Below are 26,142 nucleotides of genomic sequence, written 5' to 3' on the forward strand. Positions count from 1 at the left end.
TTGTCTTTAGCATAATTGATTCAACTTTGCTGCCAAATCTGCGGGATTGGTGTGTTCGTAGTGTTCAAATGGTTGATGAATCCAGGGATTATCAGGCAAGTAATCCACATAATAATCGGGTTTGATGACCGAACAGGCTTTATACCAAATTACGGCAGTGCGAATTTCTTCTATGGGAAAATCAGAATTTTCTTTGAGCCAAGGAAGAGTCTGCTGAAGGGTGATGCCAGAATCTACCAAGTCATCAATTAAAAGAATGTGAGAACCTAAGTTTTCAGTAATCATCGTTAAATGATGAGAAAACGTTAAACTTCCTCTTTCTTGCTTACCAGCACCACTGTAAGATGATGTAGCTAAAATTGCCAGTGGCTTTTGATAGATCCGAGAAATAATATCTCCCACTCGCAGTCCTCCCCTGGCCAGGCAAACAATTTGGTTGAATTCCCAACCGGATTGATACACCTGAACAGCCAGTTGTTCAATTTTATAGTGATACTCTGACCAAGAAACGTAAAGGTCTGGCATAAAAAAAGTCATTTTGAGGTAATACTAGAGGCGATCGCAAATTCTTTATTTTAGTATGAGCGCAAGATATCATGAACAATTCTGCCCAGGATGCTGCATTGAGTCCAAAACTGGATTTTAAAACAAAATTAGCTTATGGTGCTGGCGACTTAGGCCCGGCAATTACTGCCAATATTTCGATATTTTTCTTGCTAGTTTTTTTTACAAATGTCGCTGGGATTCCAGCAGGTTTAGCTGGTAGCGTGTTGTTAATTGGCAAAATCTGGGATGCAGTCAACGATCCATTTGTGGGAATGTTGACTGATAAAACAAAATCTCGGCGTTGGGGTCGTCGTCTTCCTTGGATGTTATATGGTGCAATTCCCTTTGGTATTTTCTTTTTCTTGCAGTGGATTGTACCGCAGTTTAGTAGCGATCGCAGTAGTAATATTTGGGCTTTGTTTTGGTATTACGTGGTGGTTGGATTGATATCTCAGGTATTCTACACCGTTGTCAATTTGCCTTACACGGCCATGACTCCAGAATTAACCCAAGATTATGATGAACGCACTAGCCTCAATAGTTTTCGCTTTACCTTTTCTATTGGTGGCAGCATTGTATCGTTAATTTTGGCGCAAATCGTTTTTTCTCAGATTGCTGACCGCCAACAACAATATTTAGTCTTAGCTACCATTTGTACGGTAATTTCGGTTGTCTCGTTGTATTGGTGTATTTACGGCGTGCGCGATCGCATCTTGGCATTTGAAGCCAAACGCATTCAACTTGAGGAACCTCCATCTCTACCGTTTTTTGAACAGTTAAAAATCGTTTTTACCAATCGACCTTTTCTATTTGTGATTGGTATATATCTTTTTTCTTGGCTAGGTGTCCAAATCACAGCCAGCATCATTCCCTATTTTGTCATCAACTGTATGGAACTAAAAGAAGCAGACGTACCAACAGTGATGATTGCTGTGCAAGGAACCGCTTTAATTATGTTATTTGTCTGGAGTGCTTTAAGTAAAAAACTTGGCAAAAAATTAGTTTATTTTCTCGGAATGAGTTTATGGATTATCGCCGCGGCTGGACTATTTTTCTTGCAACCTGGTCAATTAGTTTTGATGTACATTATGGCTATGATGGCTGGTGTTGGCGTGTCTACCGCTTATTTAGTTCCTTGGTCAATGATTCCCGATGTGATTGAATTAGATCAACTCCAAACTGGACAACGCCGCGAAGGTATATTTTATGGATTCATGGTTTTGTTGCAAAAATTTGGGTTAGCTTTTGGGTTATTTCTAGTAGGAAATGCTTTACAAGCTGCTGGTTTTAAAGAAGCTGTTGTGGGACAAAGCACTCTACCTATTCAACCAGAATCAGCACTCACAGCTATTCGTTTTGCTGTTGGGCCACTACCCACTGTTTGTTTAATTTGTGGTTTAGTTTTGACTTATTTTTACCCGATTACTCGTGAAATGCACGCAGAAATTCTGTTAAAACTGAAAGAGCGTCAGGAAAACAAATAAATTGATTAGTAGCAAATAGTACTTTGTTGATTAGCATTTTGAAGCTCATAAAGACTGATGTTTCAGTCGCAGATAATTTGTGCCAAATTCTGACTCATTAATTCTTTCTAAATCAAAAATAAATGATGTTATCAAAGATTATTGTTGCGATCATAGTTTACCACCTTTGTAGGTAGTGATAATCCACAGGTATCCAGGTATAACTCTTATCCTCTGCACGGATGTGTCCTTTTACAGTTTTACCTGTAGCTATGCCTGAAGAACTATACGAGATTGTAATATTTTAACTTAACGTGAGTTCGACGGAGATTAAAAACCCCTCTCCAAACCTCTCCCCTGCAAGAAGCTACCGTGTACACACAAATGCTATCTGCAAAGGTTTCAGGCGTTATAGACCTTTGAAACTGTCATTACGAGTGCAGCGTTAGCGGAACGTTCGCGTTAGCGTCTCGTAGAGAAGTAATCGCATTATCTCGTGGTTTTTGCGATTGCGTCGTCGTTCCTCTTCTCTACGAGACGCTACGCGTAGACTTCGGCGTGAGCTCAGTCGAACGCTTGCTTCCCCGCAGGGGTACGCAGTAGCCTTAGTAAGAGGAGCCACTGCATTGCGGAGAGAAGTAGCAAGGAGGGTTTGCCTCCGTTGTAACAAATGGCGTGAGGGTGCGAGACAGCGCGGGTGGGGTGTATTTCATGTACCTGGGAATTGTTATATCTATACCAGGTACTCAATACTAAGCAGAAGCAGTCAATTTAATCTTGACAACAACATCGTTAAAATCACCATCACCACCGCCGACTAAATCCTCAAAGCCAAAAGTATTATCACCCAACACCCGCACATGACGAGAATTGTCAGAATTAGCACCCAAGAACGTAAAGAATACCGTTGGGTCGTTATCAGTATTACTATCTAACAAAGCCTCAACGCCACTATTGACAACCAAAAATGGTACATAGATGCCACCACCAGTAAAATTACCTTGACTATTACCTCTACCTTGATTAGCCACAGATAAACCAATCTCTGTCAACCGTGAGTTAATCGCAGCTTGCAGATAACCTTCTTGTCCAACCAGAATGTCGGCCACACCATCACCATTGGTATCAATGCCACCATTTTCATCAGTAACTTTATAAAAACCAACATAATTGTTGAAAGAAGCTTCGCGGTAGATGCTAAAGCTGGCACTAAAAAGGCTATCACTGCCAAAAGCTCGCAAATCAATAGCTTCTCCTTGTGTTCTTCCTTGTAAACCGATACCGATGGGTAAATCTTCATCGGTTTCTTGAACACCAATTACTAAGTCGTCAAATAATGAGTTGCTGCGTGAACCGTCATTCCAACCGATGGAGAAACCACCTGTGCTTAGAGAGGTGATTTGTTGGGTGGTGGTGCTGGAGAAGATGACGGTGGTACTTGTTCTCAAGTAAAAGCGTAGTTGTGTACCACCTTGAAATTCTAGGATGCGGCTGAGGTCATCGGAGTTATAGCCAGTGGGGTTGTTGGTCAGAATTGAGAAGATGGTTTTGGAGCGTGCTAAGGCTTTTTCTTGATAACCAACTGCACCAGGAGCAATACCATCAATCTTCCCTTCGCTGTCATCAACGTTGAAGATGCCGAGTTCGTTGAATTGTTGAGAAATACGTCCTTTAATTGTGATTTTGATTCTGATTTTAGTAAATTCTGTTCCACCAAATTGGAAGATGTCGTTACTGGGGTTGGTGAATTTACTCTGGGGAGTGGAGTTGTTTAACAGTACAGACAGGGCAAGATTATCATCATTTATTGTGGAAATATCATCTTTGCCATCGTTGTTAAAGTCTCCCACTTTCACCAAGTATGGTTCATTCCCGACAGTGAATTTAAACGCACTGCCAAAGCTACCATTACTTTTGCCTAACAGTACAGATACTTTGTTAGTCTCTTCGCTGACACTGACTATATCTAGGATGCCATCACCGTTGAAGTCCCCTACTGCTACTGCTGCGGATTCACTGCCGACGTTGTAGTAAGTGGCATCACCAAAGCTTCCTACGCTATTACCAAATCGGACTGCGATGCTGTCTTCGCTGTCGTCATCATCGTCGTCATCATCATCGTCATCGTCACCGATACCGGGACTGACTAAATCTAGGATGCCATCACCGTTGAAGTCCCCTAATGCAACTGCATAGGAATTTCCTGCGGCGATGGAGAAGCTTTTTAGAGAGCCGAAGCCACCGGAGCCGTTGCCAAACCGCACTGATACGCCTTCGTCACCGTCTGCTACGGAAATGTCTTTATTGCCATCACCATCAAAGTCACCCACTTTCACTACTTCAGCATAAATTCCGAAGTTAAAGGTGATGGCAGAGCTAAAGCTACCAGATTGATTATTCAGTAACAATGAGACAGTTTGGCTATCTCCGTTGGCGGTTACTAAATCTAGGTAGCCGTCGCCGTTGAAGTCTCCTACGGCTACGTCATAGGGATAATAAGAACTACCAGACCCAGAACCTACATTGTAGGATTGGGCAGTACCAAAGCCACCAGAGCTATTACCTAAGCGAACGTACAACTGATAATTATCGTCTTGATCATTATCGTCTATGTATGCCAAATCTAGGATGCCGTCTTTGTTGAAGTCTGCTGCGATGATTGACTGAGGATTCAAGCCAATGCTGTAGTTAATGACGGAGGCGAAGGTTACTGATGTCGTCATAATTTGTCTCCATTTATATGTTTGCTTACTAACCAGCTACAGGCTTGTGAAAATTCAGATAAGTGGGTGGGGAGTGATAAAAAGGTATTTTTATCCTGTTGTTGTGGACAAGATTGCTGGTTAGTCTTGATATTGAGTTGCTAGTATCTTTGATAACTCTTAATTTATGAGTGTGTCAAAGTTTTATTACCTATAATCCTAAATTTACAAGAGATAAACGCTTTTTCCTTACCTAGTATATTTACTTAAATATTTTCAGTTTATTGTTTTATATTAGAGATTTTACTGATGTTTTCTCTCTGCTACTGGAAGGTAAAATCTGCGGTGAATTAGTGAATTCCCTTCGCTGCTACATCAATCAAATTCTCAAATGCTATCCAGATCCTCGACTTCTTCAAGAAGTCGAGGATCTAAATCCACCTTCCCTAAACTAAAATTATGATTGTCACACCCGCACTCAAACGCCCGATCGCTCTGCAAATTTCTGCTTCTGTTGATTTCGTTAATTGGTTACAATCTCAACAGATCAGCCTTGCTATTACTAGCCAGCAAAGTTCGCGGTTGATGTTGTTAGGTGTAAACCATCAAGGACAAATTTCGGGATTTGAGCGGGTGTTTGAGCAAGCTGCGGCGTTGTTTGCTACCCGTGAGAGAATTTACCTAAGTACCAAATCTCAAATTTGGCAGTTAGATAATGCTTTAGTAGCAGAACAACTTTATGATGGCTATGACAAACTTTATATACCACGCATTGGCTATAATACCGGGGATTTAGGAGTTCGGGATTTAGCAGTGGAGACTGAAAATAGCCGCATTGTGTTTGTCAGTAGTTTGTTAAACTGTGTGGCAACGGTAAGCGATCGCTATAGTTGCATTCCCTTATGGAAGCCTGAGTTTATCTCTAATTTAGTGAATGAAAATCGCTGTCACTTGACTGGTTTGGCGATGGTGGATAGTAAACCGCGTTATGTGACAGCTTACAGTCAATCTGATGTGGCGCATGGTTGGCAGCAGACATGGCAAAATGGCGGTTGTGTTATGGATATTCAGTCTGATGAAGTTATTGCTAAGGGTTTATCTTTGCCCCATTCGCCACGATTTTATCAAGATAAGTTGTGGTTGTTGAATGCTGGTGCAGGGGAATTTGGCTATATCAATATATATAGTGGCAAATTTCAAGGGGTGATTGGCTGTTCTGGTTGGTTGCGGGGGTTGGCGTTTGTGGGAGATTATGCGATCGTTGGTTTATCTAAAACTAACTCTCATAATATACAGCTAGTTAATAGTAACGCTGATACTGACTGCGGGTTGATGGTAATTAACATCAAAACTGGCGTAATGGTTCACTGGTTGCGTTTAGAAGGCGAAATTACCGAAATTTTTGATGTGCAGATATTATCAGGAGTTAGCCGTCCCCAAGTAATGGGATTTCTCAGTGATGAAATTCATCAGTTAGTTACTTTAGATCCTCTCTCGTCTTTAGTTAAACAAAGTGTGCCATCACCAGCAATTAAATTAACTGAAAATCAAGATATAAATTCTATCCCTTACTACCCAGATACATTGCAACCAGAGTTGATTTATCCGACAGATGATCATCTCTACGAACAAGCATTTGCATTGCAGAAGCAAGGGAAAATTAAAGAAGCGATCGCACAATATGAACAACTCATTTCTCAATATCCTCATTATGCAAACGCTTGGCATCAATTAGGCATAATTAAGGAACGTCAGGGAAAAACTGAAGAAGCTATTTTAGCTTATAAAAAAGTCATAGAAATTAACCCTCATCATGCCCAAGCACACAATAATTTAGGTATTTTACGGGTAGGAGAAAAAGATTTAGTTGAGGCAATTAAATGTTTTAAATCTGCTATTGAAAGTAAACCTGACTATGCTTTTGCCCATAATAATTTAGGTTTAGTTTGGCAAATGCAGGGTAAATTACCCCAAGCGGCGACAAAGTTTCGGGAAGCTTTGCAGATAAATCCAGAGTATGCCGATGCTTATGTAAATGTAGGGGTTATATTAGAAGCACAAAACAATTTAGAAGGTGCGATCGCTTGTTTTCGTTCGGCAATTCAATACAAACCAAATTATATTAAAGCCCTTAACCGCCTTGGGGTAGTGCTAACAATGTTAGCTATGTTTGGTAAAGGTGAAGTTAACGAGCCTAAGCGAATATTTGAACGAATTTTAGAAATGCAGCCAGGTTCGGCTGAGGCCTTTACGCATCTATTTTATCTCAAAGAAATGACTTGCGATTGGCGATCGCGTCAGGATGATTTAACCAAAATTTGGGAACAGACTATTCAAGAATTAGCCACAGGTAAACAGACGACTCTTGATCCATTCAATTCATTAAACAAACCTTGGGATAGAAAATTATTATTGCAATTAGCCAAAACTCATGGCAATGCAATTTCTCAACAATACGAACAGTTGCGACAAACTTTAAATTTTCAACATTCCCGTTCTTTGGATGGTAGATTACGCATCGGCTATTTATCAAGTGACTTTCGCGCTCATGCAATGAGTCATTTAATTACTGGGATTTTTCGAGAGCATAACCGCGATAATTTTGAAATTTTTGCTTACTCTTCTGGAGAAGATGATCATAGCGAATATCGCCATTATATTGCTAAAAAATGCGAAAACTTTAAAGATGTTGCCAGTTTATCTATAGAGGAAACTGCTCATTTAATTTATGATGATCGAATTCACATATTAATTGATTTAAATGGACATACTTCTGGTTCTCGTACTCCAGTTTTAGCTTTAAATCCTGCACCAATTCAAGTTCATTTAATGGGAACTCCTGGTACAATTGGCACAAATTTTATTGACTATATAATTTGTGATTCTATAGTTACACCACCGGAATTTGCTGATGGTTTTAGCGAAAATATAGTGAGATTGCCTCACAGTTATTTCTTTAACGATAAGCAACAGGTAATTTCTTCTCATCCTGTGCAGCGATCGCAGTATAATTTACCAGACGCAAGTTTTGTTTTTTGCTGCTTTAATAATCACTATAAAATTGAACCAACAATCTTTGATGTTTGGATGAAAATTTTAGCAAATGTACCAGGAAGTGTTTTGTGGTTAATTGCAAGATCGCCTATTAACGCAGCTAATTTGCGTCGAGAAGCCCAAGCACGAGGAATAAATGGCGATCGCTTAATTTTTGCTCAACACGAATCCAAAGCCGAACATTTAGCAAGGCATCAATTAGCAGACTTATTTTTGGATACTTTATATTACAATGCTCACACAGGTACTTGTGATGCTTTGTGGGCTGGAGTGCCAGTAATTACCTGTCCTGGTGAAACTTTCCCTTCCCGGGTAGCTGCTAGTATGTTGATGGCTATTGGCTTACCAGAGTTGGTAACTAATAGTTTAAAAGGGTATGAAAGGTTAGCGATAAACTTAGCAAATCATCCTGAAAAATTGCGACAAATTAAACAGAAATTAGCCCAAAATCGCACCACATATCCATTATTTGACACACCACTTTATACCCGCAATTTAGAGCAAGCCTATCATACTATGTGGGAAATTTACGCATCAGGACAACGAGCAAAGGCGATAACAATTAATGCGTAATTGCTTTCGTAGAGAAGAAGAGGTTTTTGAGAGATAAAGATCAGGAAATCATCTCGCATTTATGCAACACCAAAAATTGGTATGAGAACCAAGATCCCGACTTCTTAGAGAAGTCGGGGATCTGAACACCACAAATTCTTATATAGCAGTAGCCAAGGCAGTTAGGACATCAGCCAATGATAAAACTCATGCACTAAAAGACTCTTAACCCTGTTCCCTGTCACCTGCTATAAATCAAATTGCTATATTACCCAGGATAAACTCGTCCTTTCCATGCACCGCCGCGCCCTTGCCAATGACGAATAGCTGAGTCTATTGTCATTAAAGTGTAGAGAAATGCGATCGCAGGTAAACTAAAAGCAAGCAAGGGTGAGCATTTATAAAAGCGGATGATGGGAAAGTAACTGATAGTCATCAACAACCATGTAGATAAACCTGTGAGTGCAATTATCCAATTACCTAACACTGCACCTATAATCACGCCTAAAGGTGGAATCAGGTAAATCAAGGTCATTGCAAATACAGTTCCCATTAATAATATAGGTGAATAATTTAACTGAGTATAAGCAGTCCGCGCCACCGTCTCCCAAATCGTGTCTAGGGAATTGTAGGGACGTAAACTGCGAGTTAAGTCACTTAATCCTAACCAGATACGTCCTTGAGTTGATTTAACAGCAATAGCTAAAGCACAATCATCTATCAAGGCTTGACGAATAGTTGAAATACCACCAATTCGTTCTAAAGCTGTTCTGCGAATTAGGATGCAGCCGCCAGCAGCTGCCGCAGTGGTATTTTTAGGATTATTCACCCAGCGGAAAGGATAGAGTTTTTGGAAGAAGAAGACGAAAGCCGGAATCAAAAATTTTTCCCAAAAGGTTTCACATCGTAGTCGCACCATCACCGAAACCAAGTCTAAATCTTCTTGCTCTGCTTTGGTAATGAGTCGCCGCAAATTATTGACATCGTGTTCAATATCTGCATCGGTGAGCAGAAAATAATCCGGTAGAGACGTTACATGTAACGTCTCTACATGTTTAATACCTTGTTCAACTGCCCAAAGTTTACCAGACCAACCAGCAGGTAATGGTTCACCGGAGATAATCTGCAATTGCTGGGGTTTGTCTACAGCGTGGGCGACTCCTTCAGCACAGCCTGATGTTCCATCAGTGCTGCGATCGTCTACTAAAAATACGTTGAAATTACCATCATAATCTTGCAGGAGGAGCGATCGCAGACTAATAGGTAACACATCAGCTTCATTACGAGCAGGAATCACCGCACACACCCTAGGTAAAGATTTTAGCTGAGGATGTGTTAGCTCTAATTGCTGGTCTAATCGCCAAAACTGCCCGCGAAAACTCAGTAATCCCAACCAAATGATTAAGGATAAGACCATCAACCCCAGTAAAATTGCCACCATGATTTCAGAGATGAATAATCAAACCTTGGTATTGTATACCTTTCACAAGTCACAAAAACCATCCGTATTCTCTTCTATTCATCCTTCAGACTTCGTGGTATCTTTCTTTCATACTTCATAATTCATACTACCCTTCGGGAAGCTACCCAAAGGGTGTCTACATACTTCATACTTGAGTTGATGCGAACACAAGACAGGGTACAAGTCAATAAAGTCGCAGATGCGATCGCCAAGAGCCAAGAATATCTGCTTTCGATGCAATATCCCGCAGGTTATTGGTGGGCGGAGTTAGAATCTAACGTCACCATCACGGCTGAAGTTGTCCTGCTGCATAAAATTTGGGGAACAGATAAAACTCGGCCATTTCATAAAATTGAAACCTACTTGCGTTCTCAGCAACGACAGCATGGAGGCTGGGAACTGTTTTATGATGATGGTGGTGAACTTAGCACTTCAGTAGAAGCATACATGGCGCTGAGGTTACTCGGTGTACCAGCAACCGACCCAGCTATGATGCGGGCGCGAGATTTCATTCTCCAAAGGGGCGGTATCAGCAAAACTCGCATTTTTACCAAATTACACTTAGCCCTGATTGGCTGTTATGACTGGCGCGGTATTCCCTCTCTACCGCCTTGGGTGATGCTTTTACCACCAGCCTTCCCCGTAAATATCTATGAAATGTCTAGCTGGGCGCGTTCTAGCACTGTACCACTGTTGATTGTCTGCGACAATAAACCTGTTTTTCTGGTTGATCCAACTATTAATCTAGATGAGCTATACGCTGAAGAGGTTGATCAAGTCCAGTATGAATTACCGCGCCAAGGTGATTGGACAGATTTATTCCTCACTTTGGATCAAGGGTTTAAATTGGCAGAAAGCCTGAATTTAGTTCCTTTCCGCCAAGAAGGTATCAAAGCTGCCGAAAAATGGATTTTAGAACGGCAAGAAGTTACAGGTGATTGGGGTGGGATTATTCCCGCCATGCTAAATTCTATGCTGGCTTTGCGGTGTTTAGGTTATGACTCTGCCGACCCAATTGTGGAGCGTGGGTTGCAAGCAATTGATAATTTTGTTATTGAAACTGAAGATAACTACTGTGTCCAGCCGTGCGTGTCACCTGTTTGGGATACAGCTTGGGTGATTCGGGCTTTGATAGATTCCGGTTTTGCACCCGATCATCCGGCTATTGTGAAAGCGGGAGAATGGTTACTGCAAAAACAAATTCTCGATTATGGTGATTGGGCGGTAAAAAATCCCCAAGGAAAACCAGGCGCTTGGGCGTTTGAATTTGACAATCGTTTTTATCCCGATGTGGATGATACAGCGGTAGTTGTCATGGCTTTAGATGCTGCCAAACTTCCTAATGAAAGTTTAAAGCAAGCTGCGATCGCCCGTGCTTTAAATTGGGTTGCATCTATGCAATGTCGCGCAGGTGGTTGGGCGGCTTTTGATTTAGATAATGATCAAGAATGGCTCAACGCTATACCCTACGGTGACTTAAAAGCCATGATTGATCCCAACACGGCTGATGTCACCGCCAGGGTGATAGAAATGCTGGGTGCGTGTAACTTATCCATTGAACCACGCAACTTAGAACGCGCCCTTAGTTATCTCTTAGCGGAACAAGAACCGGAAGGTTGTTGGTTCGGGCGTTGGGGCGTAAATTACATCTATGGAACTAGCGGCGTTCTCTCAGCTTTGGCTTTAATTAATCCGCAAAAGTATCAGCAGAATATAGAACGAGGCGCTGCTTGGTTAGTAGGATGTCAAAATTCAGATGGTGGTTGGGGCGAAACTTGCCGCACTTACAACGATCCCAGCCTCAAAGGACAGGGACGCAGCACTGCATCTCAAACTGCTTGGGCTATCATTGGGCTAATAGATGCAGGTGAAGCAACTGGTAAATTCTCTAAAGAAGCGATCGCACGAGGTATTGATTACTTAGTATCAACTCAAAAATCAGATGGTACTTGGTTTGAGTCCGACTTTACGGGTACTGGCTTCCCCTGCCATTTTTACCTGAAGTATCACATGTATCAGCAGTACTTTCCTTTAATTGCTTTAGGGCGATATCAAGCCATCAAACTAAAGCAAGAGTTTTCAAAAAAATAAAACAAAGATGCACCCAATAGCTTATCTGGTTGCATCTTTGTTCATCTGCGGTTTTTATGGCTAGACTATATTTCTTTCTAGCCTCCCTAGCTTATCCAAAAGTATTGAGATTACTTATTATTATTAGGGGCGGAAACTTCTCTTACGTTGCCTATGCCTAGCAACTTCTTTGCGCTTGTGCTTTTCTAGCGGCGTTTCAAAATGACGATGCTTCCTCATATCTGGAAAAATTCCCGCTTTGGAAACTTCTCGTTTAAATCGACGTAAGGCAGACTCGATGTGTTCATTATCGCCCACTATTACTTGGGTCATTGTATCTCCTACTCAGTTGACTGACATTAATGCCACAAACAAACAGTGACAATGCAAAAAAAAGACAAGCTCCTTATCTGAACCTAAAGACCGACTTGTAAAATTTTGGTTTTAAAGCTTAATAGCGTCTGCCGCCACCGCCACCACCGCCGTATCCTCCGCGATTACCACCACCAAAGGAACCTCTATCTTCTTTGGGTCTAGCTTTATTGACTTTCAAGCCACGTCCCATCCACTCAGCACCGTCTAAAGCCTCAATCGCAGCAGCTTCTTCAGCTTCTGTACCCATTTCTACAAAAGCAAAGCCGCGCAATTGCCCTGTTTCGCGATCGGTAGGTAGTTTAACTTGCTTTACTGAACCATATTCTGCAAACACAGCAGTTAAACTATCTTGTGTTACCTCATAAGAGAGGTTGCCTACATACAATGACATAGATGATCTCCGAAACCATAAGTGTGCAGAGATTTAGATTTGGGAGAAATGTCTGTCATCCTAAAAACAAACGCTGCAACCGAATTTAATTCTCATTTCCTATCTTAGCGGATCATTTCGTTTTTAGTTTTCTTAACCTCAGACAATTATTTTGAAATTATATTCCATCTGCAAGTGAGGATACTGATGGTATTTTTGACTTACGGCACTACCAATCCAATTTCAAAGGCGGTCAGTTTAAGTGATTCAGTTGTTCAATCTTGGATAATCAGAATTTTCTGCTTCAAATAGTGCTGGAGCAAGCGATCGTTCTTGATAAATTGCCGTATTTCAGTTAGCTGTTCGCTACTAATTTCAGTCACTCCAGGAACAAAACATATTCCTAAAATAGATATGTTAGGTGGGAGATATTTCCCTGTTTGTTTATACTTTACTGTTGCCATAAGCTCACCATTTTCTTCTCAAGCGAATGAGTAATGTGTTGACATAAGAATCTCCAGAATCAAGTGAGGTGTAGAGATTTAGATTCAAAAGAGGTGCTAAATGTGGTCAATCACATAGCCTGAAAATAATTCTCTATAGTTCAATCATAACATCATACAGAAAGTAAGCTATGTGTAAATATCTGTTATTTAATCTCTATAACCTCTGTACAGACTGATTTTCTCTGCAAAATCACTCTCAGTTCATGTGGGCTAAATTTTTCCCGTTGTTCTTTTTTAGGCCGCGCTCATAAATATCTTATTTTTTCTTTACTTATTGTTACTAATTTTAACCCATTGAGAATAGTTATCAGCTTAAAACCCCGATTATTTAGACTTTTCGAGGCTTAACGAGAAAAGTCTGGTCTTTACTTCGGTTGTAATTGTGTTGATTAATTAATTCTTCAGCAGAAATCATCCACAAACCAGAAAACTGTGCAAATATAAAGAAAAGCTTAAGAGGTTAGAGACTCATGATCACCACCAAAATGATGCAACAGCTTTGGGCTGTAATCGAGTCGACTAACGTCAGCACGTTACTCCAGTTTGATGATGTAGCTCTAGTACAATTGCTCTTCCAGCAACTAAAAGCCAAGCAGGAAATCGATGCACAGGCAGATAGTAGCCTGAATACTTACATAAAGTCGAAACTACCTTTAATTAGAGACACTGCTGAAGGACGATTATCCTTCGGGCAAGATAATCATTAAGATAAGAATTAACTAATAAAATATGAATCACTGGCTAAGTATTGCCCTTATAGCTTATCTAATTGGAGCGGCAATTGAAGGGTTAAGTACAGTCGGCCAGCTATCTCATTCTTTGCCGGAACTAACCAAAGATAAGCAGTCCCAGCCATCAGAATCGGCTCATCCATTTCAAGAGAAGTGGCGAGTTTTTCTTGCTATTGCCTCTGTAAGTCTTTGTGGAGCGTGCATTTGGCCTTGCCGCCTGTTTCACCGTTTAATTAAAGAAAACGTTTCTGAAGACTCTTAGAGGTGATGTATCTGAAAAAAACTATTTAGCTATTTAGTATGTTGCGATCGCCAAGTTTATTACCAATGTGCAGAAGATGAAGATTCTTGGGAAGCTAGGGCGATCGCTAGAGATGATAGTTGCAAAACATCGTTGTTAGTCAGGCGCAACCAGTTTCTCTGCAATATGATGGTTCAGTGACCAACGATGATCAACAGTCACAGAGGTAACTTCGCAAATCTCTTCTAATCGTTTTTGTTGGACGGCGGCTTTGCGGAGAGTAATAATTAGCTGATTTACTTGATGTCGCAAATCGGGATTTTGATTGACTGCTAACAAGGTTTGTCTTTCTAAAAGTTGGAGTAATAGTTCGTAGTGAATAGGTGACGGTAGAGGAATTTGCTCCATGTGGCTTAATATTACAGATGTATAATTTGTGTTTTTTTAGAGTTTATCTCTTGCCATGAATTGTTACACAAGAAACAAACATTTGGTTGTGACCTGCGTGTAGTTAGAAATTAAGTTTTAGCAAAGAGATGGGTAATTACGGTTGATACTATGTTGTTGTTTGTACAAAGTAATTTTACTCTGTAATTGCAGAGTAAAATTACTTTGCTTTTAATAACTTTTGGGCAATATCTGGGCGATCGCTAGTTCTGGATCTGGTTGTTTGACTAATGATTCCCCAATCAGCACAGCGGTTGCACCTGCTTGTTCTACTACACTTAAATCATCAGGTGTATGCAGTCCTGATTCGCTGACAACTAAAATATTTCGTGCTTGTAATTGACTCCCTCTCGCCGCCAATAGTTGACAAGTAGTTTGCAAATCTACGGTGAAGTCTTCCAAATTGCGATTATTAATACCAACTAGAAATACACCATCTAAAGCCAGTACTCGATCAAGTTCCTCTAGGCTGTGGACTTCAATCAAAGCTGCCATCTTTAAGGCTTTAGCAATTTTAATGAAGTACTGTAAGTCTTGGTCGCTGAGGATAGCTGCAATTAATAAAACTGCATCTGCGCCCTGAATCCTGGCTAAGTACATCTGGTAAGGATAGATAACAAAATCCTTACATAACACAGGTAAATCTACGGCAGCACGTACCTTAGCTAGGTTATCAAAACTACCTTGAAAAAATTTGACATCTGTCAACACAGAAATACAACTCGCACCACCTTGTTGGTAGGATAGAGCGATCGCTACAGGGTCAAAATCTGCGCGTAAAACTCCCTTGCTGGGAGAAGCTTTTTTAACTTCGGCAATTAACGCTGGTTTTGTCTTACCTTGTTTGAGGGCGGCGACAAAATCTAGAGTTGGTGGTGCGGAGAGTGCTTGCTTTTGCAATTCTGCTAAAGGCTGCTTTTCCCGCATTTGCTCAACTTCAAGTTCTTTTTGCCAAACAATTTCTTCCAAGATATTGTTAGGTTCTGCATCTGGCATGGCAACCTGATAACACAATATAGATACAGCGATCGCTTGGCTAGGTGAACGACGACGGATTTGCATGGAAGTATGAAGTGTGAAGTGTGAAGTGTGAAGTCTAAAGGATGAAGTCAGAAATTTATATTTCAGACTTCTGACTTCATCCTTCAGACTTTTTTAGGCTACTGCCCGTTTGTACGCTTCGTCTAGAACTTCCGAGAGGGTTGGGTGGGCGTGAACTAGATGGGCGAGGGTGTGGACAGATTGACGGTTAGCCAAGGCGGCTGAGGCTTCGTGAATTAAGTCTGAGGCGTGCATACCGAAGATGTGAACGCCTAAAACTTCGCCTGTATCTTTGCGATAGACTACCTTAGCCATACCATCGGCTTCGTTTTCTGCCAATGCCTTAGAATTGCCTTTGAAGTAACTTTTACTTGTGCCAACTTCAAAACCTTCTGTTTGTCCCAATTCCTTCGCAGCGGTTTCAGTTAAACCGACATAGCTAACTTCTGGGTGAGTGAAGGCAGCGGCGGGAATGCTGCGATAATCCACAGTACGCGATCGCCCGACAATATTTTCTACAGCGATAATACCTTGAGCGGAAGCTGCATGAGCCAGCATCATTTTGCCATTGGCATCACCAATCGCCCAAAGATGAGGTACAACTTCACCCGCACTCAATACGGCCATGTGATCGTCTACGGGGATAAAATTCCGTCTGTCTAATTCCACACCCACAGATTCCAAACCCAGATTTTTGGTAGCGGGGATGCGCCCTGTCGCTACTAAACAAGCATCTACCTCAATGACTTCTAAATCTTCCTTGGTTTTGAAATCTGCTAACTCAATCACCACCGGAGAACCGGGGATAACTCTTTTCGCGTAGATACCGACTTTGGTTTCAATATCGCGGGGGGTAATTAATACCCGTTCAGCGAGTTTAGCAATATCTCTATCAAAACCTGGCATTAACTGATCTAGGGCTTCAATCATCGTGATTTCGCAGCCCAAAGCCGAGTATACATCAGAAAATTCTAAGCCGATGTAACCGCTACCAATAATTGCCACCCAGGGCGGCAAAGATTCTAGCTTTACACCTTGATCACTAGTAAACACAGTTTTACCATCAACTTCAATCCCTGGGGGGACGAAGGGAACTGAACCAGGAGAAAGAATTATATCTTTAGCCGTGATCGTTTTTTCACTGCCATCGCCAGTCACAGTAATTTTTTGTGTACCTGCGATTTTCCCCCAACCCCGGATGATATCAACACCCAGACGCTTGAGGCTGTTGGTTAAATCGCCTTGAATTTTCGAGACTAAATTACCGGCATGATCCGCGATCGCTTGACGATCAAATTCCACATTACCAACTTGAATGCCCAGTGACTTGAGGTGGTGGGCATTGCGTAACTCCCGCACACGTCCAGCTGCTGCTAATAGCGCTTTCGATGGAATACAGCCCCTGTTGACACAGGTTCCTCCCATGTCTGCTGCTTCGATAATCGCTGTTTTCAAACCGCAGCTTACCGCGTGTAGGGCAGCGCCATGTCCGCCTACACCAGCGCCAATAATTACTAAATCGTAATCAAATCCATGACTCACGTTAGTTTCCCCGTGTGCTTCGCCTATTTATTCTCAACTTGAATAGCAATCCTGACAACCCCTTGAGGGTTGGGAATGGCTAAATCAACTATTATCATTCACGCTAACAGGCGAAGAGGTAATTTTATGGACAATTTTAGTAAATATTATTTACTTATTTAATTTTATACTGATATGGCTAATTTTTTCTGAAGGGGGTAATAGCTCATTCAGGTTGTCAAAAACTGCGGGTTTTTACATTTGTCACTTTCTTTTGCTTTGATTCACCAAAAAATCTAAATAATTAGTATTGGAAAATACTAGTACACATTGACGGAAGTCCATCTCATGTTTAAGTTAACTTTTTGTCTTTTGCTTTATTGTACTAGTATCATATTGTTTGCCATTTCCAAACCTGATGGTGATGACTGAGAATTCAAAATCCAAGATCGGCACGAGCCAAAAAGTCAACCTGGATCTAAAATTCATTTACGCATAGGATTTTCGCACGCGATCGCCCGATGTCTATTCCCAAAATCAGTGAATTTACCATTCGTCGTTATGCCAACGGCAAATCTTACCAACGAGGTGAGGCTTATTATGAGTCTGGTGCTGTAGATACCATCACTCGACGAGGTGATCTATTACAAGCAGAAGTTGATGGCAGTGAAGCCAGAGCTTATCGTGTTAATCTCAGTTTTGATGGTCATAGCGTCACCTCGGCAAATTGCACCTGTGCCTACAACTTTGATGGATGGTGTAAACACATTGTCGCAACTATGCTTGTTTGTGTCCGCCAACCAGAAATTATTGAGCATCGCCCGACTTTGGAACAATTACTAAATCGTCTGGATCATGTACAAACTCAGCGGTTGGTGCAAGAATTAGTCGCGGAACATCCACAACTGATTGAGACGATTGATCGCCACATCACCTGGATGACAAATCCTGTTCCCCAGGCAAAAAAGCTCAAAGCTTTGCGCCGCAATACTATTGATCCGAATCCTTTGCGGAGAAAAGTGCGGCAGATTATCCACGATGGTGTGCGCTATTTTGAGGATGGCTGTGAAGAAGATCCGATCGCTGAAGAATTGCTGAGTTTAGTGCAAACTGCTGTAGATTTGAGCGAACAGGGACAAGGGAATGAGGCGATCGCAGTTTTGGAAGCGATTACTTCTAGCTGTATCGAAAATTGGTATGAAGTAGCCGAGTATGGTGCTGATTGTGATGAAATTGCCTGGGAACTAAATAATGCTTGGTGTGAAGCCATTCTCAATGCTGAACTCACTCCTGAAGAAAAAGTTGATATCCAGGTAAATTTGGAAGTTTGGCAAGATGATTGGGATGTGGATTTTGGTTTAAGTTTAGAGGCTTTGCGCCAAGGTTGGGATTACCCGCCACTGGTGGAAGTTCTTCAAGGCAAGATTGCCGAAAGGGGAGTGTGGGAAGGTACAATCCCAGACTATGCCGATGATTTAGCTTTGATTCGGCTGAAAATTCTCGAACGTCAAGAGCGTTATCAAGAATACTTATACCTTGCAGAGGCTGAAGGGCAAACCCGACAATACTTAACTATGCTAGGCAGACTCGGTAGGGTAGAGGAAGCCTTAGAAGCTGCCCACACTGAGATGAATTCAATGGAAGAAGCCTTTGCTCTGGGGAAAACCCTGAAAGAGCAGGGAGCATTGCAACAAGCTTTACATATTGCTCAAATTGGCTTGAAATTATCGGGAAATTGTCAATATGACTTGGGCAATTGGACAAGTGATTTAGCCGAAAAGTTGGGAGACAAAACTACAGCTTTACAAGCAAAAAAGATGGCTTTTCAGGCTTATCCTTCTCTAGAGGAATATCAAAATATCAAAGATTTGGCTGGGGAAGAATGGGAAACTGTCAAGCCTGATTTGTTAAAAATTGTCCGTGTTTCTAGTGGTTGGGAAACTGGCCCAGTCAAGGTGGATATTTTTTTACATGAGGGACTGATTGATGAAGCGATCGCGATCGCTAATGAACTTAATATCTATCACTCTGATCTCGTTCATCGTGTTATGGATGCGGCTATTCTCCATCGTCCTGAGTGGGTGATTACTCATGCTTGTCGTCATGCTGAAGCAATTATGGATGCAGGTAAGGCAGAATATTATGATGCCGCAGTCGAATGGCTAAAAAAAGCTCGCGCTGCTTACTTAGCATCTGATAGACAAGCTGATTGGTCAAATTATCACAAAAAATTAATGGAAATCCACGCCCGCAAGCGGAAATTGATGGGAATGTTGCAGGGACGAGATATGGAATAATAGTCAAAAATCAAAATTAGCAAAGCTGCACCAGAAACTGAAGCTTGTGAGAGAAGTCGCGATCGCTCTGTCACTTTTCATTCAACCAGTGAAAATAGCGACTCGCACATCATAGATTTTCCTCATTTCAATTAAGTCATTCCATCCCGCTCAATATCCGACGAAATGATTGGGCAGGAAATAATTATGGAAACGGCATAACGACCCCGTTCACCCGCCGCTAGCAACCTCTCGGACTCACCGACCATATTAATACGGTCGGTGTGCAACGGGATTGTTCGACTGCGCCGCCGCAAATCGAATAATTGAATAGTTTCACTTTTGATAACCGTTGCAAGCAAATTTTATATATTTATCTACTATGTCCCAAGCAATCTTAAATAACTCACCTTTTTCAGCATCACTTATATATTTTGTATCACCATGACGAAAAGAGTTTGCCACTTTTTCCAGTTGCCTAATACTATCTTCAGAAACAGACAGTTCCGATCGCAAACTTTCCCAAGCTTGCTGCTTACCTCTTTTACTATCATCAGTACGAAAAGACTGCATTAGCGCTTCAATAGCTCGGTAGATAAAGAAACCCATATCACGAGGTTCTCGAATCGCCTCACGCAAATCTGCAAGACAGAGCCGTAAATAATTACCTCTGCTGTCTTGAAATAAATTGAAAACTTTTTCAAAATCAACGGATCGGTTTTCATCCGCAAGTACTGGGATGCCGACCCCAAAAATGATTGGTTGATTACCAAGAGAGTCAGCAACTTGAGTAATCTCCAACTCGTAACCGCAGCCATTAACGTATCCTAAAATATCAAGTTCTACTCTTATTGCATCGTGAACATAATTCCGAAGTGTGAGTAGATCAGCAATCTCGTTACTGGCTGTAAAGCGGGCTGTGACTTGAGATAAGGCGATGCTCACAATGAGATTACCATCGATTCCAGTATCAGGTTGGATAAGCCGATAAGCTATTTGCGATATGGTTACATTTGCTCTTTCAGGCAAAACTTTGCCAAAGAACGTATAAACCGCAAAATTAGAAGCCATATTTCATGAACTCCTGCTAGGAGTAGTGTCTGCAAACTGTCCTCTACACTTTAGCGTTACATCCAAGCAGATAGCTTTACTGTACAATCCTATCTGAAGTACAAAGCAGTCGAACTATTTATTATGCCGAAGCTTTCCATATATCAGCCTAAGCGATTCTGGTAGGGAAAGGATTACGGGCGTTTTAATCATAATATCAAGAATTTTTCCGGATATCGTCAATATCCAGCTATTATACAGAATTTTTCCGTATAACTACCTCATTTGGAGTGGATATCAGGAACTTTTCTGGATACTGTCCAATAAAGCATAATATTTTGTCCACAATATCTTGAGCAATACGACCGGATGGAATTTTACCACCAGCAAGCTTTACTGCCTGTTGCCAAGCAAGACGTTGTTGTTCTGGTTCTAAGGAAACCAAGGGTCTAGCTTGGCGATCGCTTGTTGGTAAGATTTGGGAACCATTGGTTCCCCTTTGGCATTTTATAATGAGATATGGACAATAAATTTTCATGAGGTCAAAAATATGACACACTCTTCACCAGAAAGAATTGTCAGACGTGGGAGAGTATTTCCGGAAATTCAATGGACAGAAGCACAAAAAGCTCAAGAAAAAGCCAGAAGACAGGCATTTTATGAGCGTTGTTGGGTGATTTTTGAGCGTTTAAAACCAGAAATACTAGATAAATACTATGGTTGGTATATTGCCATTGAACCTGATAGTGGTGATTATTTTATTGATCGGGATCAAGAGGTAGCAAGTAAAATGGCCAGAGAACAATATCCTCATGTGATTCATCATATTTTTGGTATTAACGAAACCGGAGTTAGTGGCAGAATATGATTGAGGGGAGATTAGGAGATAAAGGTCAAGTTTACTTTGAAATTGATTTAATTGGAGGGGATGACTTCAGCTTTCCTGTAGAAACAATGTTAGATACGGGATTTACTGAATTTTTAGCTATGAACAAACAAGATGTACAAAGTCTTGATTGGTCTTTTTTGCGTCAAAATAAATTAAGAACTGCTCAGGGAGAAACTGAATTTGATGTTTATAGTGGTAGGTTAATAATCGATAGTCAAGAGTGGGAAATTCCTGTATTTGCTGGAGATGAAATCCAAGAAATTTTATTAGGTTCTCGATGGCTGAAATTATTTATATTAGTCGCTAATTATAGTCAAAATATAGTAAGTTTAGAGTTAATTTAAAAAAGAGTAGATGGTCATCTGTCATAAGACAAATGACCAATGACAAATGACCCTAAATCCGTGATCGCACAAATTTCTCCAATCTGTCCAATCCCTTTTCAATAGTCGCCAAATCGGTAGCGTAGGAAAGACGAATGTTATTATCTGCACCAAAAGCAATTCCGGGAATGACTGCAACTTGATGTTCTTCGATCAAAGCGTCGCAAAAATCTAGGGATTTGAGTCCGGTTTTGCTGATATCGGGGAACAGATAAAAAGCGCCGTCTGGCTTGGGACAACTCAAGCCTGGGATAGCGTTGATTCTCTCTAGCATGACTTGTCGCCGTTTGGTGAAAGCTTGAAGCATTTCGGCTACGCAGTCTTGAGAACCTTGTAGGGCTGCGATCGCACCATATTGGGCAAAGGTGCAAACGTTAGATGTACTATGTCCTTGAATGGAATTAGCTGCTTTAATAATCTCCACTGGCCCGGCTAAATAACCCAATCGCCAGCCTGTCATTGAGTAACCTTTAGCAAATCCGTTACTAACGAAGGTGCGCTCAAAAATTTCCTTACCCAGAGAACCGATGCTAATGTGTTCTGCGCCGTCGTAGAGAATCTTTTCGTAAATTTCATCAGAGACGACAAAGATATCTGCATCAACTATTACTTCTGCCAAAGCTTTAATTTCATCTGGCGTGTAAACCATCCCTGTAGGATTGGATGGGGAATTGAGGACAAATAACTTAGTTTTGGGTGTAATGGCTTGGCGCAGTTGCTCTGGTGTAATTTTATAGCCAGTGGAAGCATCAGCGTTGACAATTACTGAGACTCCACCAGCCAAAGTTACCATTTCGGGATAACTGAGCCAATAGGGAGCCGGGATAATCACTTCATCACCCGGATCAATGAACGACAATATCAAGTTGTACAAAGAATGTTTACCGCCATTGGTGACGATGACATTTTCTGACTTGTAATCTAAACCATTATCAGTTTTCAGCTTGTGGGCGATCGCTTCCCTTAACTTTGGTTCTCCAGCGGCGGGGCCATATTTGGTTTTGCCTTCTTCCAAAGCTTTCACTGCTGCGGCTTTAATATGCGCTGGGGTGTCAAAATCCGGTTCTCCGGCGCTAAAACTGCAAACATCTATACCTTCTGCCTTCATTGCCTTAGCTTTAGCTGCGATCGCTAAGGTTAAAGAAGGCTTTACCTGACTTACTCTTGCTGCCAGTTTCATTCTTACTTATTCTTTGGCAAATCTCTCACTTATTTAAGGATATCCCAGAAACTCTACCGAGTTTTGTCTTTTAGTGAATTCCTTGGCTAGTCTAATAGCCAAACATTTGCACCGCATAAATCTGGCCATTTTTCCCGACGGCTACACCATAACCAAATTTGCTGTATTCACGGGTGAGGAGGTTTTCGCGGTGACTATTACTGTACATCCAACCGCGTTGAAAATCTTCGACTGCGCCGTAAGTTAACCCTAAACCTTGCACACTATCTTTAATAATATTTTCGCCAACTCCCACGCGCCGACTACCACCAACTGCAATATAGCGATCGCGGGGAGTTTTACCATCCAGAGAAATATGATTAAAGTATTGCTGCTCCAGCATATCCTGGGCGTGGAGTTGCGCTGCTTGTGAGAGCAACGAGTCTGGTTTTAAAGTTTTTAAATTATTGATCGTGCGATCGCGATTTACCAGTTCCAATGCAAACGTTCTTAACTCTGGAACAGAACGCAACTGTTCAGCATTCCAGATGGTGACTTGTGACTTGCCAATTTTCCAATCTGCGCCACCATTACCGTTATAAAGACCTTGTTTTAGCAACCCAAAAGGAGAAAGTTCTGTCCAAAAGTAATTCACATCTAGTGGGTATCCCCGCAAAGCCTGGTGAATGAAAAGGGTAGTTGGCCTAACTGCCAAAAGCACTGTAAATAAAATAACGTATCTCCACCAAATGTTAACTTTGCTTTTTGTATCCATTGTCTTGATTCAAGGTTAAGGATGCACAAACCACTGAACTAGTTATACATCTGTATACGGCTTCATTACGTAAAATTTACAGTAAATATTGCATTGGATGGCATTTCGGATTTCTCTTCACTCAGCCGAAGCAGGTGTGAGCAATTTTACCTGTTAGGTCACGAATCATAAACTAGCAAAGCCGCGATTGCCTTAGGTAGTACGGCACTCTTAGCACTTAGTATAGTTAACATTTTTATCTTAATTTAAGTATTACCGCTTATATATCTCTGTCTTCTGGATTTATGATCGAGCAGATTCCAGCGACCAATCCTCAAAATGTCGTACTTAGCAAAATCAGGAAAAGCTTAACTAGTCAAAGTAGCTTTAAACATAATTTTAAGGAGTATTCTATGCTGCGATCGCTCAAAAAAACATTCGTGTTGGCAATAGTATTGGCTTTCTCGTTCATACTATTTTCTAACCCTGCTCTAGCGTTGGTTCCCTTAGAAGGTCAATTCACCGCTATAGGCGCTTGCGAGGCTGTAATTTCGATTAAAAAAGGGACTAACCCCCAAAATGTGAGATTGCTGCCGGGACAAACTTATCAGATAGTGGGAAAGAATAAGGATGTCGCCTCTCACTACCTTCTGGAAATTCCTAGTGCTAGACCCGCTCGGCGTTGGGTTCCTATTAGTTGTGTTAGCTCTGATGGTTTGCCTACTGACACAACAGAAACCACACCTCCTGTGATTCCTGTTGCTATAGGAAAGGACTACTTACTAGCCCTGAGTTGGCAACCAGCTTTCTGCGAAACCAAACCCGAAAAAACTGAGTGCCAAATTTTAGCTAAAAACCCAGATCGTCCTGAAGCTACCAATTTCGCTTTACACGGGCTGTGGCCTCAACCTAAAGGTAATGATTACTGCGGTGTAAGCCAGAGTGACATCGCTTTTGATAAAGCAAAAGCTTGGTCGAAGTTACCGCCTGTAGAAGAACAGCTTTCGCCTGAGACTTGGGAAAGACTAAAAGTTGTAATGCCCGGAACTGCATCAAACTTGCATCGACATGAATGGATTAAGCATGGCACTTGCTACCAAGGTACACCAGAGGAATATTACGCCGAGTCAATTGCCCTTTTGGATGCCTTTAACAAATCGCCAATTCAAGCATTAGTTGCTAGTAATATTGGTCGCCAACTCGCTCTCAAGGATATTGATCAAGCCTTGTCGTTTTTTGGTACTGACTCTGGCGACAAAATAGAAGTAAAATGTCCTAGTTCAATATTGGGTGAATTTTGGATTAACCTTGCAGGCGATATTACTTTAGAAAGCCCGATTGCTGTCTTACTTCCCAATAGCCCAAAAGCCAAGCGTGAACAGTTTACATCTTGCCTAATTGACGATGCCCGTGATTAATTAAAACTATTGGGCATCATGTTCTGAGCCAATTTATAAGACTAGGCGATCGCTAGACGAGATGCGGTGCGATCGCCCTAGCAAATCAGTAAATGGAAAAATAGCGTTGCTGAATTCAGGAATGAAAATAATTTTTTTGATAAATATCGCGGTAAGTCTCTACACCAAAATTCCTATATCTAATCGGCAATGCCCAATTTCAATATCAACTGTGCTAAGACAGGAATGACCTAAAGATTGACATTCCATGCAACAGCAAAAAAATCAATTCAGTCATCTCACAGCAATAGAAAGAACTTTCCTGTCATTTCCTGTACAGTTTTTATTAAATCAAAACTTACTGCGAGGCAAAATACTAGATTTTGGCTGTGGTCTTGGCAATGATGTTACATTATTGCGTGAAAAGGGCTTTGATATTACTGGTTATGATCCTTATTATTTTCCAGATTATCCTCATGAGCAATTTGATACCATAATTTGCTTTTATGTTTTAAATGTTTTGTTTTCCGAAGAGCAAGCTAATGTTATTATGGAAGTATCACACCTATTAAAACCCGGTGGAAAAGCTTATTATGCAGTGAGAAGAGATATCAAAAGAGAAGGGTTTAGAGAACACTATGTTTATAAAAAACCTACATATCAGTGTATTGTAAAACTTCCATTTCATTCAATTTATTTAGATGATAGTCGAGAGTTATATGAATATATGCACTATAATCATCTAAAAAAATCGTCTATTAGTTGTATATTTTGTAATCCATACAAAAGCTTAAAGCTATTAACTGAATCAGCAACTGCTTATGCTATATTTGATGGTTATCCCATAAGTAAAGGACATGTCTTAGTAATTCCTAAACGTCATGTTAGCAGTTATTTTGAACTACCCTTTAAAGAGCAATCTGCTTGCTGGTTTATGGTGAATAAAGTCCAAGAAATGCTCAAAACCAAATTTGCACCTGATGGCTTTAATGTCGGAATGAATATTAATCGAGAAGCAGGGCAAAATATTATGCACACGAGTATTCATATTATCCCTCGCTACAAGGGTGATAATATGTGTGCTAAAAGTGGGATCAGAAATGTTATTCCTAAATCTAAATAACTTACAAAGTTTTATAGATTTGAAATTCAA

Annotated in this window: 23 protein-coding genes; 10 read left to right on the forward strand and 13 right to left on the reverse strand. The window is 41.0% G+C overall.

The genetic code is table 11. The features are described from left to right. Positions 1-6 precede the first annotated feature (6 nt). Entirely contained in the window at positions 7-525 is a 519-nt protein-coding gene (locus tag IQ259_RS14570; RefSeq protein ID WP_193885906.1) for a phosphoribosyltransferase, read from the reverse strand. Between the two features lie 71 nt (positions 526-596). Here IQ259_RS14570 and IQ259_RS14575 point away from each other — a divergent pair, with 71 nt between their 5' ends. Further along, on the forward strand, positions 597-2,030 hold the full coding sequence (locus IQ259_RS14575) for an MFS transporter (RefSeq protein WP_193885908.1): 1,434 nt from the start codon (positions 597-599) through the stop codon (positions 2,028-2,030). A 731-nt stretch (positions 2,031-2,761) separates the two neighbouring features. On the opposite strand, the gene IQ259_RS14580 is transcribed toward IQ259_RS14575, so the two are convergent. Next, positions 2,762-4,732, reverse strand: a complete 1,971-nt coding sequence (locus IQ259_RS14580) for an FG-GAP-like repeat-containing protein (RefSeq protein WP_193885910.1) — start codon at positions 4,730-4,732, stop codon at positions 2,762-2,764. Positions 4,733-5,170: 438 nt separating this feature from the next. Here IQ259_RS14580 and IQ259_RS14585 point away from each other — a divergent pair, with 438 nt between their 5' ends. Next, positions 5,171-8,338 carry a TIGR03032 family protein gene (locus IQ259_RS14585; RefSeq protein ID WP_193885912.1) on the forward strand — a complete coding sequence of 1,056 codons (3,168 nt, stop codon included), beginning with the start codon at positions 5,171-5,173 and terminating at the stop codon, positions 8,336-8,338. Between the two features lie 247 nt (positions 8,339-8,585). On the opposite strand, the gene IQ259_RS14590 is transcribed toward IQ259_RS14585, so the two are convergent. Then, the gene (locus IQ259_RS14590) at positions 8,586-9,758 is read right to left on the reverse strand and encodes a glycosyltransferase (RefSeq protein WP_193885914.1); all 1,173 of its coding nucleotides are present in this window, start codon (positions 9,756-9,758) and stop codon (positions 8,586-8,588) included. Positions 9,759-9,938: 180 nt separating this feature from the next. Between IQ259_RS14590 and shc the strand changes: the two genes are divergently transcribed. Beyond that, a complete protein-coding gene (gene shc, locus IQ259_RS14595) occupies positions 9,939-11,870 on the forward strand; it encodes a squalene--hopene cyclase (protein ID WP_193885916.1) in 1,932 nt (643 codons plus the stop codon). Positions 11,871-11,993: 123 nt separating this feature from the next. On the opposite strand, the gene rpsU is transcribed toward shc, so the two are convergent. The 3 genes from rpsU to IQ259_RS14610 all read right to left on the reverse strand — a co-directional run bounded on the left by rpsU (position 11,994) and on the right by IQ259_RS14610 (position 13,058). Further along, positions 11,994-12,182, reverse strand: a complete 189-nt coding sequence (rpsU, locus tag IQ259_RS14600) for a 30S ribosomal protein S21 (protein WP_193885918.1) — start codon at positions 12,180-12,182, stop codon at positions 11,994-11,996. Positions 12,183-12,300: 118 nt separating this feature from the next. Beyond that, positions 12,301-12,615 (reverse strand): RNA-binding protein, encoded by a 315-nt coding sequence (locus IQ259_RS14605; protein WP_193885920.1) that lies wholly within the window; start codon positions 12,613-12,615, stop codon positions 12,301-12,303. 254 nt (positions 12,616-12,869) lie between these two features. Continuing rightward, positions 12,870-13,058 carry a hypothetical protein gene (locus IQ259_RS14610; RefSeq protein ID WP_193885922.1) on the reverse strand — a complete coding sequence of 63 codons (189 nt, stop codon included), beginning with the start codon at positions 13,056-13,058 and terminating at the stop codon, positions 12,870-12,872. A gap of 512 nt (positions 13,059-13,570) precedes the next feature. Here IQ259_RS14610 and IQ259_RS14615 point away from each other — a divergent pair. Next, positions 13,571-13,807 (forward strand): hypothetical protein, encoded by a 237-nt coding sequence (locus IQ259_RS14615; protein WP_193885924.1) that lies wholly within the window; start codon positions 13,571-13,573, stop codon positions 13,805-13,807. Between the two features lie 22 nt (positions 13,808-13,829). Next, positions 13,830-14,093, forward strand: a complete 264-nt coding sequence (locus IQ259_RS14620) for a hypothetical protein (RefSeq protein WP_193885926.1) — start codon at positions 13,830-13,832, stop codon at positions 14,091-14,093. A 135-nt stretch (positions 14,094-14,228) separates the two neighbouring features. Here IQ259_RS14620 and IQ259_RS14625 read toward each other — a convergent pair whose 3' ends face one another. From IQ259_RS14625 to lpdA, 3 genes are all read right to left on the reverse strand, one after another. After that, positions 14,229-14,480: a DUF5340 domain-containing protein gene (locus IQ259_RS14625; protein ID WP_193885942.1), complete on the reverse strand. Its 252-nt coding sequence runs from the start codon at positions 14,478-14,480 to the stop codon at positions 14,229-14,231. A gap of 210 nt (positions 14,481-14,690) precedes the next feature. After that, entirely contained in the window at positions 14,691-15,581 is an 891-nt protein-coding gene (gene trpC, locus IQ259_RS14630; RefSeq protein ID WP_193885944.1) for an indole-3-glycerol phosphate synthase TrpC, read from the reverse strand. Between the two features lie 93 nt (positions 15,582-15,674). Beyond that, positions 15,675-17,102 carry a dihydrolipoyl dehydrogenase gene (lpdA, locus tag IQ259_RS14635; protein WP_193885946.1) on the reverse strand — a complete coding sequence of 476 codons (1,428 nt, stop codon included), beginning with the start codon at positions 17,100-17,102 and terminating at the stop codon, positions 15,675-15,677. Positions 17,103-17,602: 500 nt separating this feature from the next. Here lpdA and IQ259_RS14640 point away from each other — a divergent pair, with 500 nt between their 5' ends. Then, positions 17,603-19,378 carry an SWIM zinc finger domain-containing protein gene (locus IQ259_RS14640; RefSeq protein WP_193885948.1) on the forward strand — a complete coding sequence of 592 codons (1,776 nt, stop codon included), beginning with the start codon at positions 17,603-17,605 and terminating at the stop codon, positions 19,376-19,378. Positions 19,379-19,693: 315 nt separating this feature from the next. Here the strand turns inward: IQ259_RS14640 and IQ259_RS14645 are convergent, their stop codons facing one another. Then, positions 19,694-20,428 (reverse strand): hypothetical protein, encoded by a 735-nt coding sequence (locus tag IQ259_RS14645; protein WP_193885950.1) that lies wholly within the window; start codon positions 20,426-20,428, stop codon positions 19,694-19,696. Positions 20,429-20,660: 232 nt separating this feature from the next. Then, positions 20,661-20,945 carry a hypothetical protein gene (locus IQ259_RS14650; RefSeq protein WP_193885952.1) on the reverse strand — a complete coding sequence of 95 codons (285 nt, stop codon included), beginning with the start codon at positions 20,943-20,945 and terminating at the stop codon, positions 20,661-20,663. A 12-nt stretch (positions 20,946-20,957) separates the two neighbouring features. On the opposite strand from IQ259_RS14650, the gene IQ259_RS14655 reads away from it, so the two are divergent. Further along, on the forward strand, positions 20,958-21,275 hold the full coding sequence (locus tag IQ259_RS14655; RefSeq protein ID WP_193885954.1) for a hypothetical protein: 318 nt from the start codon (positions 20,958-20,960) through the stop codon (positions 21,273-21,275). Continuing rightward, positions 21,272-21,640, forward strand: a complete 369-nt coding sequence (locus tag IQ259_RS14660) for an aspartyl protease (RefSeq protein WP_193885956.1) — start codon at positions 21,272-21,274, stop codon at positions 21,638-21,640. The genes IQ259_RS14655 and IQ259_RS14660 overlap by 4 nt, the downstream gene beginning before the upstream one ends. Positions 21,641-21,692: 52 nt before the next feature. Here IQ259_RS14660 and IQ259_RS14665 read toward each other — a convergent pair whose 3' ends face one another. Continuing rightward, the gene (locus IQ259_RS14665; protein ID WP_193885958.1) at positions 21,693-22,859 is read right to left on the reverse strand and encodes a pyridoxal phosphate-dependent aminotransferase; all 1,167 of its coding nucleotides are present in this window, start codon (positions 22,857-22,859) and stop codon (positions 21,693-21,695) included. Positions 22,860-22,950: 91 nt separating this feature from the next. After that, complete coding sequence (locus tag IQ259_RS14670; RefSeq protein ID WP_370568030.1) at positions 22,951-23,493, reverse strand: CAP domain-containing protein; 543 nt, start codon at positions 23,491-23,493, stop codon at positions 22,951-22,953. A 404-nt stretch (positions 23,494-23,897) separates the two neighbouring features. Here IQ259_RS14670 and IQ259_RS14675 point away from each other — a divergent pair, with 404 nt between their 5' ends. Both IQ259_RS14675 and IQ259_RS14680 read left to right on the forward strand, forming a co-directional pair. Beyond that, entirely contained in the window at positions 23,898-25,010 is a 1,113-nt protein-coding gene (locus IQ259_RS14675) for a ribonuclease (RefSeq protein WP_193885961.1), read from the forward strand. Between the two features lie 247 nt (positions 25,011-25,257). After that, positions 25,258-26,112 carry an HIT family protein gene (locus tag IQ259_RS14680; protein ID WP_193885963.1) on the forward strand — a complete coding sequence of 285 codons (855 nt, stop codon included), beginning with the start codon at positions 25,258-25,260 and terminating at the stop codon, positions 26,110-26,112. The last annotated feature ends 30 nt before the right edge of the window (positions 26,113-26,142 follow it).

Source organism: Fortiea sp. LEGE XX443, from assembly GCF_015206815.1.
In the GTDB taxonomy this organism is placed as follows: Bacteria; Cyanobacteriota; Cyanobacteriia; order Cyanobacteriales; family Nostocaceae; genus Nostoc_B.